The organism is Streptomyces albiflavescens, assembly GCF_014645835.1.
GTDB classification, from domain to species: domain Bacteria; phylum Actinomycetota; class Actinomycetes; order Streptomycetales; family Streptomycetaceae; genus Streptomyces; species Streptomyces albiflavescens.
The window spans coordinates 266524-282819 of the sequence record NZ_BMMM01000011.1; the positions used below are offsets into that span (position 1 = coordinate 266524).

General features: G+C 69.1%; 12 protein-coding genes and 2 pseudogenes. 7 read left to right on the forward strand and 7 right to left on the reverse strand.

Features of this window, described 5'->3' with window-relative positions; translation table 11 throughout:
• Positions 1 to 126: 126 nt before the first annotated feature.
• Positions 127 to 1509, reverse strand: coding sequence for an aspartate aminotransferase family protein (locus tag IEY95_RS28505; RefSeq protein WP_189189012.1), 1383 nt, complete (start codon positions 1507 to 1509; stop codon positions 127 to 129).
• The gene (locus tag IEY95_RS28510) at positions 1494 to 2009 is read right to left on the reverse strand and encodes an Lrp/AsnC family transcriptional regulator (RefSeq protein WP_189189013.1); all 516 of its coding nucleotides are present in this window, start codon (positions 2007 to 2009) and stop codon (positions 1494 to 1496) included. The genes IEY95_RS28505 and IEY95_RS28510 overlap by 16 nt, the downstream gene beginning before the upstream one ends.
• A gap of 188 nt (positions 2010 to 2197) precedes the next feature.
• Between IEY95_RS28510 and IEY95_RS28515 the strand changes: the two genes are divergently transcribed.
• The 6 genes and pseudogenes from IEY95_RS28515 (at position 2198) to IEY95_RS28535 (ending at position 10339) form a co-directional block, all read left to right on the forward strand.
• Positions 2198 to 3637: a gamma-aminobutyraldehyde dehydrogenase gene (locus tag IEY95_RS28515; protein ID WP_189189014.1), complete on the forward strand. Its 1440-nt coding sequence runs from the start codon at positions 2198 to 2200 to the stop codon at positions 3635 to 3637.
• A 151-nt stretch (positions 3638 to 3788) separates the two neighbouring features.
• Positions 3789 to 4064: pseudogene (locus IEY95_RS50210) on the forward strand (sensor histidine kinase); the annotation flags it as partial.
• A 201-nt stretch (positions 4065 to 4265) separates the two neighbouring features.
• Entirely contained in the window at positions 4266 to 5456 is a 1191-nt protein-coding gene (locus IEY95_RS28520) for an ABC transporter substrate-binding protein (protein WP_229703440.1), read from the forward strand.
• 887 nt (positions 5457 to 6343) lie between these two features.
• Positions 6344 to 7804: a streptophobe family protein gene (locus IEY95_RS28525; RefSeq protein WP_229703436.1), complete on the forward strand. Its 1461-nt coding sequence runs from the start codon at positions 6344 to 6346 to the stop codon at positions 7802 to 7804.
• 232 nt (positions 7805 to 8036) lie between these two features.
• Complete coding sequence (locus tag IEY95_RS28530) at positions 8037 to 8720, forward strand: response regulator transcription factor (protein ID WP_373294561.1); 684 nt, start codon at positions 8037 to 8039, stop codon at positions 8718 to 8720.
• 11 nt (positions 8721 to 8731) lie between these two features.
• On the forward strand, positions 8732 to 10339 hold the full coding sequence (locus IEY95_RS28535; protein WP_189189105.1) for a sensor histidine kinase: 1608 nt from the start codon (positions 8732 to 8734) through the stop codon (positions 10337 to 10339).
• Between the two features lie 48 nt (positions 10340 to 10387).
• Here the strand turns inward: IEY95_RS28535 and IEY95_RS28540 are convergent.
• The 5 genes and pseudogenes from IEY95_RS28540 to IEY95_RS28560 all read right to left on the reverse strand — a co-directional run bounded on the left by IEY95_RS28540 (position 10388) and on the right by IEY95_RS28560 (position 15143).
• Positions 10388 to 11093, reverse strand: a pseudogene (locus IEY95_RS28540) (LuxR C-terminal-related transcriptional regulator).
• Positions 11094 to 11256: 163 nt separating this feature from the next.
• Entirely contained in the window at positions 11257 to 11925 is a 669-nt protein-coding gene (locus tag IEY95_RS28545) for a response regulator (RefSeq protein ID WP_189189018.1), read from the reverse strand.
• Complete coding sequence (locus IEY95_RS28550; protein WP_189189019.1) at positions 11922 to 13286, reverse strand: sensor histidine kinase; 1365 nt, start codon at positions 13284 to 13286, stop codon at positions 11922 to 11924. Before IEY95_RS28550 ends, IEY95_RS28545 begins: the two co-directional genes overlap by 4 nt.
• A 34-nt stretch (positions 13287 to 13320) precedes the next feature.
• On the reverse strand, positions 13321 to 14214 hold the full coding sequence (locus tag IEY95_RS28555; protein ID WP_189189020.1) for an ABC transporter permease: 894 nt from the start codon (positions 14212 to 14214) through the stop codon (positions 13321 to 13323).
• The gene (locus tag IEY95_RS28560) at positions 14214 to 15143 is read right to left on the reverse strand and encodes an ABC transporter ATP-binding protein (protein WP_189189021.1); all 930 of its coding nucleotides are present in this window, start codon (positions 15141 to 15143) and stop codon (positions 14214 to 14216) included. The genes IEY95_RS28555 and IEY95_RS28560 overlap by 1 nt, the downstream gene beginning before the upstream one ends.
• Positions 15144 to 15729: 586 nt before the next feature.
• Between IEY95_RS28560 and IEY95_RS49285 the strand changes: the two genes are divergently transcribed.
• Positions 15730 to 15963: a DUF6308 family protein gene (locus IEY95_RS49285; protein WP_229703437.1), complete on the forward strand. Its 234-nt coding sequence runs from the start codon at positions 15730 to 15732 to the stop codon at positions 15961 to 15963.
• Positions 15964 to 16296 lie beyond the last annotated feature (333 nt).

Here is a 16296-nt window from a genome sequence, read left to right on the forward strand (position 1 = left end):
CGCTAGGGAGTCGGGGCCGGGAGGCCGGACAGCACGCGGCCCCGGGCCGCCCATTCTCACTCGAACGGGCGGCACCGGGGCCGGTGTTGATCAGTCAGCCGGAAGGCCGGAGCTTCCTGGAGCGGACTACAGCTTCGTCCACGCCTCCGTCAGCACCTGACGGATGATCCCCTCGATCTCGTCGAAGGTCGACTGGTCGGAGATCAGCGGCGGCGACAGCTGGATGACCGGGTCACCGCGGTCGTCGGCGCGGCAGTAGAGGCCGTACTCGAAGAGCTTCTTGGAGACGAAGCCGTAGAGCACGCGCTCCGACTCCTCGTCCGTGAAGGTCTCCTTGGTGGCCTTGTCCTTCACCAGCTCGATGCCGTAGAAGAAGCCGTTGCCGCGGACGTCGCCGACGATCGGCAGGTCGTGCAGCTTCTGCAGCGTCTGCAGGAAGTTGGCCTCGTTGTCGAGCACGTGCTGGTTGAGGCCCTCGCGCTCGAAGATGTCGAGGTTGGTGAGCGCCACGGCCGCAGAGACCGGGTGGCCGCCGAAGGTGTAGCCGTGCAGGAAGGTGTTGTCGCCCTTGTAGAACGGCTCGGCGATCCGGTCCGAGACGATGGCGGCACCGATCGGGGAGTAGCCCGAGGTCATGCCCTTGGCGCAGGTGATGATGTCCGGGATGTAGCCGAACTTGTCACAGGCGAACATCGTGCCGAGGCGGCCGAAGGCGCAGATGACCTCGTCGGAGACGAGCAGCACGTCGTACTGGTCGCAGATCTCGCGCACGCGCTGGAAGTAGCCGGGCGGCGGCGGGAAGCAGCCACCGGCGTTCTGCACCGGCTCCAGGAAGACGGCGGCGACGGTCTCCGGGCCCTCGAAGAGGATCTCCTGCTCGATCTGGTCGGCGGCCCAGCGGCCGAAGGCCTCGGGGTCGTCGCCGTGGATCGGGGCGCGGTAGATGTTCGTGTTCGGCACCTTGTGCGCGCCCGGGACGAGCGGCTCGAAGGGGGCCTTCAGGGCCGGCAGGCCCGTGATGGACAGGGCGCCCTGCGGGGTGCCGTGGTAGGCCACCGCACGCGAGATGACCTTGTACTTCGTGTGGTTGCCGTTGAGCTTGTGGTACTGCTTGGCCAGCTTCCACGCGGTCTCGACGGCCTCGCCGCCACCGGTGGTGAAGAAGACCTTGTTCAGGTCGCCGGGGGCGTGGTGCGCGAGTCGCTCCGCCAGCTCGACGGCCTTCGGGTGGGCGTAGGACCACACCGGGAAGAAGGCCAGCTCCTGCGCCTGCTTGAAGGCGGTCTCGGCCAGCTCGGTGCGGCCGTGGCCCGCCTGGACCACGAACAGACCCGCAAGACCGTCGAGGTAGCGCTTGCCCTTGTCGTCGTAGATGTAGGTGCCCTCACCACGGACGATGGTGGGAACGGGCGCGTTCTCGTACGAGGACATGCGGGTGAAGTGCATCCACAGGTGGTCGTACGCGGTCCTGCTGAGATCCTTGGTGCTCACGGCTATCGGGTTCCCCACATGTAGGTCTGCTTCTTGAGCTTCAGGTAGACGAAACTCTCGGTGGAGCGCACTCCGGGCAGCGCCCGGATGCGTTTGTTGATGACGTCCAGCAGGTGGTCGTCGTCCTCGCAGACGACTTCTACGAGGAGGTCGAACGAGCCCGCGGTCATCACCACGTACTCGACTTCCGGCATGGCGGTGAGAGCGTCGGCCACAGGCTCGAGGTCCCCCTCGACAGTGATGCCCACCATCGCCTGCCGGCGGAATCCCACGGTGAGCGGGTCCGTGACGGCGACGATCTGCATCACGCCCTGGTCGAGCAGCTTCTGGACGCGCTGGCGCACGGCCGCCTCGGAGAGGCCGACGGCCTTGCCGATCGCGGCGTACGGGCGGCGTCCGTCCTGCTGCAGCTGCTCGATGATGGCGAGGGAGACGGCGTCCAGCTGGGGACTGCCGTTCCTGGACTCGCGGGAGTCCCTGGGGTCTGCGCTTCGACTGGCCACGACCTCACTGTGCACGACGTCTCGACAGTTCCGCAAGGCCGCAGCGATGAAATTCGTTGTTTACGAGGACGTGTCTTGCGGATTTCGCAGTTCTGGGGCGATCGGGGGTGTTGAAAACGTGGAGGCACGGATTAGGGTGGGGTCTCAGGCATCTCAGGTAGTGGACACCTGAGTCGTTGGACATCCGACAGGAGGGCCGGGCAGTGAGCACCGAGCTGCGTCGTCTGCGCAATTACATCGACGGAGAGTTCCGCGATGCCGCCGATGGACGGACCACGGAGGTGGTCAACCCCGCGACCGGCGAGGCGTACGCGACCGCGCCGCTCTCCGGCCAGGCGGACGTCGACGCCGCGATGGCCGCTGCCGCGGCGGCCTTCCCGGCCTGGCGCGACCAGACCCCGGCCGAGCGCCAGAAGGCCCTCCTGAAGATCGCGGACGCGTTCGAGGAGCGGGCCGAGGAGCTCATCGCGGCCGAGGTGGAGAACACCGGCAAGCCGATCGGGCTCACCCGCTCCGAGGAAATCCCGCCGATGGTGGACCAGATCCGCTTCTTCGCCGGCGCCGCCCGCATGCTCGAGGGCCGCTCGGCCGGCGAGTACATGGAGGGCATGACCTCGATCATCCGCCGTGAGCCGATCGGCGTCTGCGCCCAGGTCGCGCCGTGGAACTACCCGATGATGATGGCCGTATGGAAGTTCGCCCCGGCGCTCGCCGCGGGCAACACGGTCGTCCTGAAGCCGTCGGACACCACCCCGGCCTCCACCGTCCTGATCGCCGACATCATCGGCGGCATCCTCCCCAAGGGCGTCTTCAACGTCATCTGCGGCGACCGCGACACCGGCCGCGCGATGGTCGAGCACCCGACCCCGGCGATGGCGTCCATCACCGGCTCCGTGCGCGCCGGTATGTCGGTCGCCGAGTCGGCGTCCAAGGACCTCAAGCGCGTCCACCTGGAGCTGGGCGGCAAGGCCCCGGTCGTCGTCTTCGAGGACACCGACATCGCCAAGGCCGTCGAGGACATCTCGGTCGCGGGCTTCTTCAACGCGGGCCAGGACTGTACGGCCGCCACCCGCGTCCTGGTCCAGGAGTCCATCCACGACGAGTTCGTCGCCGCGCTCGCCAAGGCCGCCGCCGACACGAAGACCGGTCAGCCGGACGACGAGGACGTGCTGTACGGCCCGCTCAACAACCCCAACCAGCTCAAGCAGGTCGCCGGGTTCATCGAGCGCCTCCCCGCGCACGCCAAGGTCGAGGCGGGCGGCAAGCAGGTCGGCGAGAAGGGCTACTTCTACGCCCCGACCGTCGTCTCCGGCCTCAAGCAGGACGACGAGATCATCCAGAACGAGGTCTTCGGCCCGGTCATCACCGTCCAGTCCTTCTCGGACGAGGCCCAGGCCATCGAGTGGGCCAACGGCGTCGACTACGCCCTCGCCTCCTCGGTGTGGACCAAGGACCACGGGCGCGCGATGCGTCTGTCGAAGTCGCTCGACTTCGGCTGCGTGTGGATCAACACGCACATCCCGCTGGTCGCCGAGATGCCGCACGGCGGCTTCAAGAAGTCCGGCTACGGCAAGGACCTGTCGGGGTACGGCTTCGACGACTACACGCGCATCAAGCACGTGATGACGTCGCTGGACGCGTAGTCCGTACGGCGTGAACCGCGCGGCCCCGGACGGGAGTTGATCCCGTCCGGGGCCGCGGTGTTCCCCCTCCGCGGTGGTCAGGCGAGTTCGCCGACGCCGGTGAGGGACGGGAGGTCCGACTGCCCGGCGGGCTTTCCGGGCTGGATGTGCAGTGACGTGCCCGGTCGACCTCACCGACAACGCCGTACGCCACAACCCTCCCGAAGGTGTGGAGAGTTGGGTCCGCCTGTGGACCGGGGTGGAAGGCGGGCAGCCCGTGCTCCGGATCGCCGACACCGGTCCGGTGATCCCGCCCGACCAGGTGACCGGGCTCTTCCAGCCCTCCCGCCGCCTCGGCGCCGAACGGGTCCACGGGCGCGACGGCCTGGGCCTGGGCCTGGCCATCGTCGCGGCCGTCACCGTCGCACACTGCGGCAGGGTCGAGGCGTGGCCACGCGCGGAGGGCGGGCCTGAGCGTGCAGGTCACGCTCCCGAGGTACGCACCGACTCGTGCGCCGCCGGTCGCCATGGGACGCCGTACGACCTGATCAGACCGCTGCCAACCGATCGACAGGGTGTCGGGTCGCGGGACGACCGGTCGACGCAGCGTCCATTGTCCGGCCATGGGCGGGGGCGGCATGCTGCCCGCGTGTCCGTGATTCGGAAGACCTCGCCCCTGTCCCGCCGGTCCCTGCTGCGCGCCCTGGGCGGTGGTGCCGCGCTCGGCGCCCTGGCCGGATGCGGGGTGCCCGCCGCCTATGTGTCACCCGGCGACCGGGCCGGGGCCGATCTCTCCGCCCGCGACAAGCGGCTGACGTGGGCGAACTGGCCGTTGTACATCGACACCGACGACAACGACACCACGAAGCGGCCCACGCTGGAGGCCTTCGAGAAGCGCACCGGGATCTCCGTCGACTACATCGAGGAGATCAACGACAACGACGAGTTCTTCGGCAAGATCAGCCCGTCCCTGATGAACCACCAGGGGACGGGCCGCGATCTGATCGTCATCAGCGACTGGATGTGCGCGCGTTTCGTCCGCCTCGGCTGGGTCCAGGAGATGGACCGGGCCAAGCAGCCGAACGTCACCAAGTACCTTGACCCGCTGCTGCGTTCGCCCGCCTTCGACCCGGGACGCAAGTCCTCCGTGCCGTGGCAGTCGGGTATCACCGGCATCGCGTACAACCACCGCAAGGTCGGCCGCGAGATCAAGCACGTCTCCGACCTCTGGGCCGACGACCTCAAGGGCAGGGTCACCCTTCTCTCCGGCCTGGACGAGGCGTTCGCGCTGCTGATGCAGGGCAACGGCGTCGACATCACCCAGTGGACGGCGGACGACTTCCACCGGGTCTGCGACCAGGTCGAGAAGCACGTCCACAGCGGCCAGATCCGGCGCTTCACCGGCAACGACTACATCAAGGACCTCTCCAGCGGCGATGTCCTGGCTTGCCAGGCGTACTCCGGTGACGTGATCCAGCTTCAGGCCGACGACCCCGACATCCGCTTCGTCGTCCCCGAGGAGGGCGCCGAGCTGTGGGCCGAATCGCTGATGATCCCCAACCTGGCCCGTCACAAGGCCAACGCGGAGAAGCTCATCGACTACTACTACGAGCCGGAGGTCGCCGCCGAGCTGGCCGCCTGGGTCAACTACGTCTGCCCGGTCCCCGCGGCCCAGGACGTCCTCGCCTCCTCCAAGGACGAGGACACCGCCGCCCTCGCCGAGGACCCGCTGATCTTCCCCGACGCCACCATGCGGCGCCGCCTCGCCATCGCCCGTGACATCACGTCGACCGAACGCACGGAGTTCGCCAAGCGCTGGAACGCGATCGCGGGGCTCTGACGGGGACGTCACCTGGTGTGACGAGGATTTTTAGTTGGCACAAAAAGAGGGGTAGTTGGCACCAAGATCACTGTCAGAGCTCAGAGGTGCCGGCGCATCACCTCGATGCACGTGGCTCGGGCCGCGACCGTGACGACACCAGCGGCCAAGTGTTTGTGCGGGATGTGGCCACCGGCCACGCGATCTTGGAGAGCCCCTGACCGCATTGGATACTCCGGTGACGGCGGTGGCATGCACTGTCCTGGACGGGCGCCCGATCGCCGTCATCAGCAGCGCGACCCCGGGTGTCTGGGATCTACGCACGCGACAGTGCTTTTTCGTGCCGAGCCTGCAGCACGTTTGCAGTGGCGCACGACGGCAGTCTCGTCGTATCGATGACACGCGATATTGCAGTCTTCCGGCACTGCTCCGGTCGTCCGGCCGGCACGTAGCGTAGGGGCTTTCGTTTGGATCAGCGGGCGGACCAGAGGACGAGCCTGCGATGTGGAGTCCGGGCAGGCAGCTGGTGGCGGTCTTCTCGGAGTGAGCGGCGATGCCTTGCCACGGCTGTCAGTGCAGTTCTGGGAACTTTCTGAGAAGCGGGCCGGGACTTCGGCCGTCGGTGTGCTGTGACCTGCGTCGTTCTCCGTCGGCTCTCAGGAATCTCCCAGAACCTCTCGGGAACGTCGTATCCGCAACCGCCACTGTGTGCGGGTCCCCATGGGCACGCGGCGCCGCACTCTCCCCCGTCCGGCGCCGCGTGTCTCCTCGTGAACGAAGCGGAGTTGTTCTGCATGGCCGCCACCACGCCCCGTCTCCAGACCAAGCCAGGCTCCAGTCCGCGGCCTGGTGCCGGAACCAGTCCGCGGTCCGGTACGACCCCCCGGCCGCCACGCCGTACCGTGCCGGTGCAGTTCGTCGGGCCGTGGGAGAACTTCGTGGAAGGGGCGGCGGCGGCGCTGTGCGCGGTGGTCGCCATGGCGGCCGTGTCCGCGCTCGCGCTGATGTTGCTCGACCCGGGATCTGGCGGCTCGGTCTGGTCGCTGACCATGGCTCTGACGGCTATGGCCGTCGGCGGTTCGGCCAGTGCCGGTTCTGATGTGTCCGGGGACAGCGGGTCGATGGGCGGCCTGGCCTCCCTGTTCGGCGGTGGTGGCGGTGGCATGAGCCCGTCGCTGAGCGGTGCGGCCGATGTCGTACCGCTCAGCGTCACACTCGTCGGCGCCGTCGTGCTGTGGATCGCCTTCTCCCGGCGGTTGGGCTATGGGCAGCAGCGGCGGTTTACCGCCGGTGAACTGGCCGTCCGGGCGGCTGGAGCGGCGAGTGCGGCGCTTTTCACGCTCATGATGGTGGCTGCTCTTGCGAAGGGATCGGCCACCATGCCCGCGTCGGCGATGACCGGCATGGGGGGCGCCGGCGGCGGCCAGGCTGCCGAGGGTTTCGGAGGGAGCGGCGGCCTTGGTGAGCTCATGGGCGGTGGCAGCGGTGGTCTGGGCGGTCTCATGGGCGGTGGTTCGGGGACCCAGATGGCCGTGACGTACCACGTGAGCGCCGGGTCGGCAGGCTTCGGTGCGGTGCTGTGGGTGGCCGTCGTGCTCGGTGTGGGATGCCTGATCAGCCGACGCGTGCGGCTGCCGTTGGGCGGCGCGCTGGACCGACTGCGCAGCGGCTGGGGCCGGAGTCTGTCGGCTGTCGTACGTACGGTCCTCATCCTGGCGGCCGTGCCGCTGGTGGCCTTGGCCGTCGTCGGGTCTGTGGTCGCCGGCAAGGCGGGCTCGGCGGCGGGTGCCGCCCTGTTGCTCGCCCCGAACGCCCTTGCGGTGTTCCTGACCCTGGGCGTCGGTTCCTCGTGGACGGCCGAGATGCATCCGGTGCAGAGCGACAGCAGCAACCCGCTCGCCGCTCTGATGGGCGGCATGGGCGGGAGCACTGGGGCCGTGGGCGGCGGCCAGCAGACCGACCGTACCGAACACCTGAGGTCCCTGGTGCTTGGCGGCTGGCCCCTGTGGCTCGCGGCCCTCACGGTGACCGCACTCATCCTGGTCTGCTGTGCCTACCGGGCGGCCCGAGCCACGAACCCGGCCCACCTCGTTCCGCTGCACCCCTACCGAGGACCGCTGGCCGGGCACCTCGGCATGGCCCAGCGGTTCGGTGTCGTCACAGCGGTCGTGATGGGTGCGGCGGCCTGGCTGGTGGGGGCATCCGGCAACTTCGGCGTCAGCATGTTCGGCAGCGAGATGGGAGGAATGAGCGTCGAACTGAGCGGCAGCGTGCTGCGGACGCTCGCCTTCGGGCTGCTCGTCGGAGGGCTGGCCGGGTTCGGCGGGAGTCTGTTGGCCGCTGCGCGCGGTGCGTTCGGGGCACGGTGACAGCGGACTTTATGCGGCGAAGACAGGACGGTTCCGTATCCTGCCGTGCAGGATCCCGGCTGCCGTGCGCTGCGCGTTTTCCGCCGTGCCCCCTATCTGTGGCGGGGCCGGGAGCATGTTCCCGGTTGCCTGGAGGCCCCCTTTGATTGCAATTGAGCGTGCTGCCCGGCCTGGCACCGGTGCTGGAAGCGACTTCAACCTGACGCATGCCAGAGATGTGAATCTGTTGGTGGTGGACGACGAATCCACCGTCCGGGAGCTGCTGTGTGCGGCCTTGAGGCACGCAGGCTTCACCGTCGCCGCGGCTGGGACGGGTCAGGAGGCGCTGGACCGGGCGCGGGAGGTCACACCGGATCTGGTGCTGCTCGATGTCATGCTGCCCGACCTGGACGGCTTCGAGGTGATCCGGCGGCTGCGCGGGCAGCACCGCCCTGCCTCGGGGCCCCAGACCGGACACGTCTCCGTCGTGTTCCTCACCGCCCGCGACGGCACCCGGGACAAGATCGAGGGGCTGGTCCTGGGCGGCGACGACTACGTGACCAAACCCTTCGACCTGGAGGAGCTGATCGCGCGGATCCACGCGGTGCTGCGCCGCACCAGCGGCGACCCCACCGCACTGCTGCGAGCCGCCGACCTGGAACTCGACCCCGAGGGAATGCAGGCGGCCCGCTCGGGAGAGCCGCTGCGGCTGTCGCCCACCGAGTTCCGGCTGCTGCACTACCTGATGACCAACGCCGGACGCACGGTCTCCAAGACGCAGATCCTCCAGCGCGTGTGGGACTACGACTTCAACGGCGACACCGGCATCGTCGACACCTACATCAGCTATCTGCGCCGCAAGATCGACAACGGCGGTCCCAAGCTCATCCACACCGTGCACGGCGTCGGGTACGTGCTGCGGGGGCCGAAGTCGTGACCAGCTCCCGTATGCCTGGGGTGTGGACGAGGGCGTCGCTGCGCAGCCGGGTGCTGCTGCTTGCTGTCGCGCTCCTGACGCTCGGCTTCACGGCGTTCAGCCTGGTCACCGGCAACGCCCTGCGTGGTTACATGGCGGACCGCGTCGACGCGCAACTGCGCGCCGCCGCCCAGGTGTTCGCCCTGGTTCCGCCCACAGCGGCGGCGAACGGCGCCGTACGAAAGCCGCCATCCGGCCTCGGTGACTTCAGCACGGACGTCCTCGGCAACCCCGTCATCACCTACGTCACGAAGGACGGCACGGTCGAGACCAGTGTCGACTCCCTCGCCGGGACCAGCCGGACCGACCAGGCACGAGGCCCTGTACTGCCCCGGATGAACACCGCCGCGGTCATCGCCCGCGACGGCCGCCCCTTCACCGTCGCCGGCACGAAGGGCGACACCCGCTGGCGGGTGATCGCCGTGCCCAGGATCACCGGTGCCCGTCTGCCGGGCGCCGCAACGACGAACCCTTCCAAGTCCGGCAGCGTCCTCGTGGCGACGACGATGACCCAGGTGGACAGCACGGTGAACCGCATGTGGCGGATCTACCAGAGCACGGGACTTGGCCTGCTCGCGGTCCTGGCCGTGGCCGGCTGGTTCGCGGTCCGATCCGGGCTGCGTCCGCTGTCCCGTATCGAAGAGACAGCAGCCGAGATCGCCGGCGGCGACCTCTCTCGTCGTGTGCCCGAACTGGCCGGTTCGAAGACGGAGTTGGGGCGTCTGGCGGCGGCGCTGAACGGCATGCTCGGGCAGCTTGAGTCCGCCTTCGCCGCCCGCGCCGAGTCCGAGGCGCGGATGAGCCGGTTCGTCGCCGACGCCAGCCACGAGCTGCGCACCCCGCTCGCAGGCATCAAGGGCCTGACCGATCTGCACCGCATGGGCGCCCTGCCCGAGCGGGAGGATGTCGACGCCACGATGGACCGCATCGCCCGCGAGTCCGAACGTCTCACCCGGCTCATTGAGGACATGCTCCTGCTGGCCCGCCTCGACGAACACGCGCTGAAGACCACGGGCAAGTCTTCCGGTTCCCGCGTGCCCGGGGGCCCGCCGGATCTCGACCTCGCCCCCGCCGACCTGCGCACCCTGGCCGCCGACGCCCTCCACGACGTACGCGCTCTGGACCCGTCCCGCGCCGTCACGCTCACCGGTCCGGGCGGCGAGGGCCCACCCGCCCTCGCGCCGGCCCTCGCCGACGAGGCCCGGCTGCGTCAGGTTGTCACCAACCTGGTCGGGAACGCCGTCGCCCACACCCCGTCCGGCACGCCTCTGCGGATCGGCGTCGGGACGGTCGGCGGCCACGCCGTCCTGGAGGTGGCCGACGAGGGCCCGGGGCTCATGCCGGAGCAGAGCGACCGTATTTTCGAGCGCTTCTACCGTGCCGACACCTCACGCGACCGCGCCACCGGCGGGGCGGGCCTAGGCCTGTCCATCGTCCAATCCTTGGTCACCGCCCACGCGGGACACGTCGTGGTCGACTCGACCCCCGGTCAGGGCGCCACGTTCCGGATCCTGCTCCCAAGACTCGCCGACCAACCGACGCCGACCAGCCCGCTTGAACCAGCGACGCTCAAGGGATGACCGGTGCACACGGGTGCTGGCTTCGGCCGGCTCTGTGGACACCGTGCATCAGGCCGCGGGCCGTATGAGGCCGGACTCGTAGGCGAAGGCCACCGCCTGGACGCGGGCTCGGGCGCCGATCTTGGCGAGGATGTTGCTGACGTGGGTTTTGACGGTCGTCGGGGCAATGGACAGCCGCTCGGCGATCTCGGCGTTGGACCAGCCGGAGGCGGCGGCGATGAGCACATCGTGTTCCCGACCGGTGAGCGTGTCGAGCCCGGAAGCTTGATGGAGTGGGTGGGTGGTGCGCTGCTGCCGGACGGCGTCTATGAGCGCGCGGGTCAGGCCTGGGGTGATGACGGCGTCACCGGCGGCCACGATGCGGATGGCTGCGGTCAGTTCCTCTGGTTCCGCGTCGTTGACGAGAAATCCGCCGGCTCCGGCGCGCAGGGCAGCGTAGGCGTATCCCTCCTGGCCGACTGCGGTCACAACCAATACGCGAGGGGTGCGATGTTCGGCCTGGGCGGGTTCAGGGGCGCCGGGGAGGCGTGAAGGTCGTGCGATGCGCCGGATGGTCTCAAGACTGTCCGCCCCCCTGGACAGATGACTGTCTGTCCAGGAGGACCACATCGGGGCGGAGGGCTGTGCTGGCGAGGACCGCCTCGTTCCCACCCGTGGCTTCCCCGATGACGGTCAGGTCGGGCTCCGCTGTCAGGAGCAGGCGTAGGGCGTGGCGCTGGAGAGATTGGTCGTTGACGACGAGTACGGAGACCAATGCCTGTCTTCTCCATGAGATGAGGGGGATGACTGCGTCGTGCATGCGAGGAAAGCAGGGTAGTGAACGAAACTGTTTCGTTCACTTAAACTCGGAATGCTCCTGTGGAACGGAGCAGGAAGGCACGATGGGGTATGTCAGGCGTGTGCCGGACGCACCCGGGCTACGACTTCGCCTTGACCAGCCCGGCGTCGTAGGCCGTGATCACGGCCTGGATGCGGTCGCGGGCGCCGATCTTGGCGAGGACGCGGCCGACGTGTTTCTTGACGGTGGACTCGGTGAGGACGAGGCGTTCGGCGATCTCGGTGTTGGTCCAGCCCTGGCCGATGGCGATCAGGACCTCGCGTTCGCGGTCGCTGAGGGTCCGCAGCCGGGGGTCGTCGGCTGCGGGGGCGTCGGCGGGCGCGAGGACCTGGTGGGCGTAGGCGTCCAGCAGGCGGCGGGTCAGGCGGGGGGCCACGACCGCGTCGCCGGTGGCCACGGCGTGGATGCCGGCGACGAGTTCCTCGGGGCGGGCGTCCTTGAGCAGGAAGCCGCTTGCGCCTGCGCGCAGGCCTTCGTAGGCGTACTCGTCGAGGTCGAAGGTGGTGACGATGAGGACGCGGGTGCGGCCGCCTGCGGCGATGATGCGGCGGGTGGCCTCGAGGCCGTCCATGCCGGGCATGCGGATGTCCATGAGGATGACGTCGGGGCGCAGTTGTGCGGCCAGGCGGACCGCCTCGGCGCCGTGCTCGGCCTCGCCGACCGGTTCCAGGCCGGGGGTCCCTTCGAGGAGCATGCGGACGCCCATGCGCTGGAGGGGCTGGTCGTCCGCGATCAGCACGGTGGTCATGACGGTTGCACTCCTGGTGCCGGCGGGGTGGGTGCGGAGGGTACGTCGAGCACGACGTCCACCGTCCAGCCGTGGCTGGTCTCGCGCGGCCCGACGATGACGGTGCCGCCGTACATGGCGGCCCGCTGGCGGATGCCGACGAGACCGTGCCCGGGGTCGTTGTTCTGAGTCTTCGGCTTGGCTCGCGGAGGCGCCCCTGGCGGTACACCGGTGTCGGCGACCCGGATCCGCACCTCTCCCGCCTCAACGGCGATGGTGACATCGGCGGATGATCCGATTCCCGCGTGCTTGATCGTATTGGTCAGCGATTCCTGGACGACGCGGTAAACGGTGAGTTGGACGCCGCTGCTCAGAGAGTCGAGGTTGCCCACGGTCCGGTAGGTGACCGCCAGTCCTGCCGCGCGTACCCGCGTCAGCAGCGGGTCGAGGTCCCCGATGGCCGGCTGCGGGCTGAGCAACTGTTCGCCGTCCCGCTCCTCGCGCAGGACGCCCAGTACGCGGCGCAGTTCGCTCATGGCCTGGCGGCCGGTGTCGCCGAGGATGCGCAGGGCGTCGGTGGACTGCTCGCCCCGGTTGGCGGCGAGGGTCGCGGCGCCGTCGGCGAGGCTGACCATGACGGAGAGGTTGTGGCCGACGATGTCGTGCATCTCGCGGGCGACCCGGGAGCGTTCGGCGGCGGCGGTGAGCCGGAGGCGTTGGTCCTGCTCGATCTCCAGGCGTTTGGCGCGGTCCTCCAGGGCCCCCAGGTACATCTGGCGGATGCGGAGGGTCAGGCCGATGGCGATGGCTGCGGTCGCCGTGCCGAGCAGGAAGAAGCTGCCGAGCAGCGGATGTTCGATCGGCACCAGGAGGAAGACGGCCAGCAGCAGTTCGGCGACGGTCAGTGCGGCGGCCCAGCCCAGTACTCGCAGGGAACCGTTGCGGGCCAGGGTGTACAGGGCGATGAGCGCCCCGATGCCCGCCGGCAGCCAGAGGCCCAGTGACCACTGGACAAGAGAAACCGACGCGATCACGAAGTAGGTGATGGCGGGGGCCCTGCGGCGCCACCACAGCGGGACGGCGAGTGCGGCGGCCAGGGCGAACGGGACGGCGGCGGGCAGCTGGTCGCGGGCGTCCGTGTCCCCGAAGGGCGAGGCGCCGTTGCCCCAGAGCAGGTCGGGCAGACTCACCGCCACGACGATCAGCACCACGGCGGTGTCGAGCAGCCACGGGTGGCGACGGTCCAGCCGCTGCCGGCGGCTCTGGTCGCGCAGCAGGCGCCCCAGTAGCGGGTGCGCCCAGGCGGCGTCGAAGCCGGGGGACGGCAGGGCCGCCGCCCCCTGGGCGGTGTCCGCGGCGGCTGCCGGACGGTGCGCACTCATGGACACCATTGTCCTCATTGTCCTTGTGCTCTGGTCAGACGTCGGTCTTGACGAGCCGGTAGGCGGCCCCGGCGAGGGTCAGTGCCACCCAGCCGGCGAACACCGCGAGTCCCGCCCCGGGCGAGAGTGCGTCGGAGGACTGGTGCAGGGCGTAGACGGCCGAGCCCGCGTTGCTGGGGAAGTAGGGGCTGAGGGTGTCGTACCAGGAGTCGGGCAGCAGCGAGGCCAGGCCGGGCAGGATCAGCAGGACACCGACCAGGGCGGCGATGGCTCCGGCGGAGTTGCGCAGCAGCACGCCCAGAGCCACACCGAAGACGGCGACCAGCCCGAGGTAGAGGCCGGCGCCGGCCAGGCTCCGCAGGACGCCGTCGTCCCCCAGGGACAGTGCGATCTTCTCGCCGTCCAGGCCAGGCGTGCCCAGCTGGAACGCGGCCAGTGCGCCTAGGGTGGTGAGGACCAGCGCGATCGGGCCGATCACGGCGGCCTTGGACCACAGGACGGGCAGTCGGCGCGGCACCGCGGCGAGCGTGGAGCGGATCATGCCGGTGCTGTACTCGCCCGCGGCCAGCAGCACCCCGAGGACGCCGATGGCCAGCTGAGCGAAGGACACGCCGGTCACGGCCAGACTGACCGCGTTGCTGTCGCCGCTGGAGCTCCCCGGTCCGGGCGGCCCGCTGGTCGCGACGGCGTCGGGACTGTAGGTGTAGGACGCGATCGCCCCGAAAAGGACCAGCAGGAACACCGCGACACCCAGGGTGATCAAGGTCGAGCGCAGCGTCCAGAACTTGGACCACTCCGAGCGCAGAACGCGGATGCCGGTCACCTTGTACTTCGTCGTGGGGGTGGTAGGCGTCTTTGGATCGGGTGCCGCGGACAGGTTCTGGTGCTTGCCGGGGCGCCGGTTGCGGCGCAATGCGGTGGCGGGCATCAGGCGGCCTTTCGTTCGGTGTCGGCCGGAGCACTCTGGTACTCGACGACATCGCGGGTGAGGTCCATGAACGCCGCTTCCAGGGAGACGGCCTGCGGGGTGAGTTCGTACAGGGCCACCCCGTGCTGGGCGGCGATCGCTCCGATCTCCCGGGCGTCGCGTCCGGTGACCAGCAGCTCCTCGGCGGAGGAGGAGCTGATCGTGATGTCCGGGCCGGCCAGCAGCGAGCGCAGCTTCCTGGCCTCGGTGGTGGCGACCCGCACGCCTCCGCCGCTGGCCTCCCGGGTGAAGTCGTCGACGGTGGTGTCGGCGAGCAGCCGGCCCCGGCCGATGATCACCAGGTGGTCGGCGATCAGGGCGGTCTCGCTCATCAGGTGCGAGGAGAGCATCACGGCCCGGCCCTCGTCGGCGAGCCCGCGCAGCAGGTTGCGCACCCACAGCACGCCCTCGGGGTCGAGGCCGTTGACCGGTTCGTCGAGCATGACGATCGCCGGGTCGGCCAGGAGCGCCGAGGCGATGCCGAGCCGCTGGCCCATGCCGAGCGAGAAGGCGCCCACCCGCTTGCCGGCCACGCTGGTCAGCCCGGCCAGCTCGATGACCTCGTCCACCCGGCGGCGCGAAATGCCGTGGGTGTAGGCGAGCGCCATCAGGTGGTTGAAGGCGCTACGCCCGGGGTGGACGGACTTGGCCTCCAGCAGGGTGCCGATCTCGTGCAACGGTGCGGCGTGCTTGGCATAGGACCGGCCGCCCACGGTGACCGACCCCTTGGTGGGGGAGTCCAGCCCGACGACCATGCGCATGGTCGTGGACTTGCCCGCGCCGTTGGGGCCGAGGAAACCGGTCACCTCACCGGCCTTCACGGTGAAGCTCAGGTTGTCGACGACCGTCTTGTCGCCGTACCGCTTCGTCAGCTCGCGCGCTTCGATCATGGGAGTGGGCCTTTCCTGCCTCGAACTCGGCCGCGGATGCACCGCGGTGTCTGCATTCGAAGTTAGGAGCGAGGCAGGCCCGATCTCTGGGACCGCGGGGGAATCTTCGGGCGGTGATTGGTACCGGGGTACCACTCACCCTGGCGCTCGGGTCGCGATGTCCACAGCCGGCGGCGCGTCGGTCGGGTGGTGCAGGGACACACTGTCGGGTGCGGTCATCGTGCTGATCTCCTTCGAGCTTCGACATCTCGAAGATCAGCCGGTGGCCGTTCTTGTATCCGGACACTCACTCCGACGCCGGGGCAAACGCCCGGATCAGGTGGGAGTCCGTACACCACTTCTCAGGACGCAACCCGACCGACCGCGAGGAGATCGAGGCGAATGCCTTCGCAGCGAGCCTGTTGATGCCTGCCGACCTACTCCGATCGGAACTGTCACGTCTGCCTGCTGTCGTTCGTCATGGTCCGGAACGCTGCACCAGTGCGCTGGCCGGCATCTTCGATGTCAGTGACTCGGCAATGGGATTCCGCCTCATCAACCTGGGTCTTGTGAGGTGACGCGGATCTGATGGAGCGGCTGGTCGAGGGTGCGTTTCGGGTTGCGTGCACGAGTCGGTGCTCCGGTAGACCTCGGTGGCGCATTCTGGCTCGACCTGCATGGCGCGTTGCGTGCCGACAACCATGCGCTGCACCGCGAACTGATGGCCCTACGGCAATCCGCCGACCTCCCCGCGACCGTCAGTGCGCTGCGTGTCTGCGACGTGGTGCTCTGGATGTATCACCGTACGGATCATCGACAGAGAAGCTGCATCGGGACCTGAAGTCCGTCGGCCGCGCACGAGGGAGCCTTCCGCCCGGAGGGCAGATGGCCCCCTGCTCCCGGCGAAACACCCCCATGACCTGCGGTGTACCAAAGTGCCAACTATCTCTCTGATTCCGTACTTCCAGTCGCTGAACCTACTTGGCATCAGCGCAGGTCCCGAACGCTGCCTGATGCCAACTATCGATCCTGGTCACATGGGTGTGACGAGGAGTAGGCGCGTCGATCGGCCGCCCGCGCAGACAGCTCTCGGCGTGGACTCGGCGGGCCTTCGGCGGACTTTCGGCGGGCCTTCGGCGAATTCCCGGTCTGCTGCCTCGGGTTTACACGCTTG

Bases quoted from the DNA above. Each gene is read 5' to 3' on its own strand.
- IEY95_RS28550 (WP_189189019.1), bottom strand. From the start codon at position 13,286: ATGAGTGCGCACCGTCCGGCAGCCGCCGCGGACACCGCCCAGGGGGCG.
- IEY95_RS28560 (WP_189189021.1), bottom strand. From the start codon at position 15,143: ATGATCGAAGCGCGCGAGCTGACGAAGCGGTACGGCGACAAGACGGTC.
- IEY95_RS28555 (WP_189189020.1), bottom strand. From the start codon at position 14,214: ATGCCCGCCACCGCATTGCGCCGCAACCGGCGCCCCGGCAAGCACCAG.
- IEY95_RS28545 (WP_189189018.1), bottom strand. From the start codon at position 11,925: ATGACCACCGTGCTGATCGCGGACGACCAGCCCCTCCAGCGCATGGGC.
- IEY95_RS28535 (WP_189189105.1), top strand. From the start codon at position 8,732: ATGCCTGGGGTGTGGACGAGGGCGTCGCTGCGCAGCCGGGTGCTGCTG.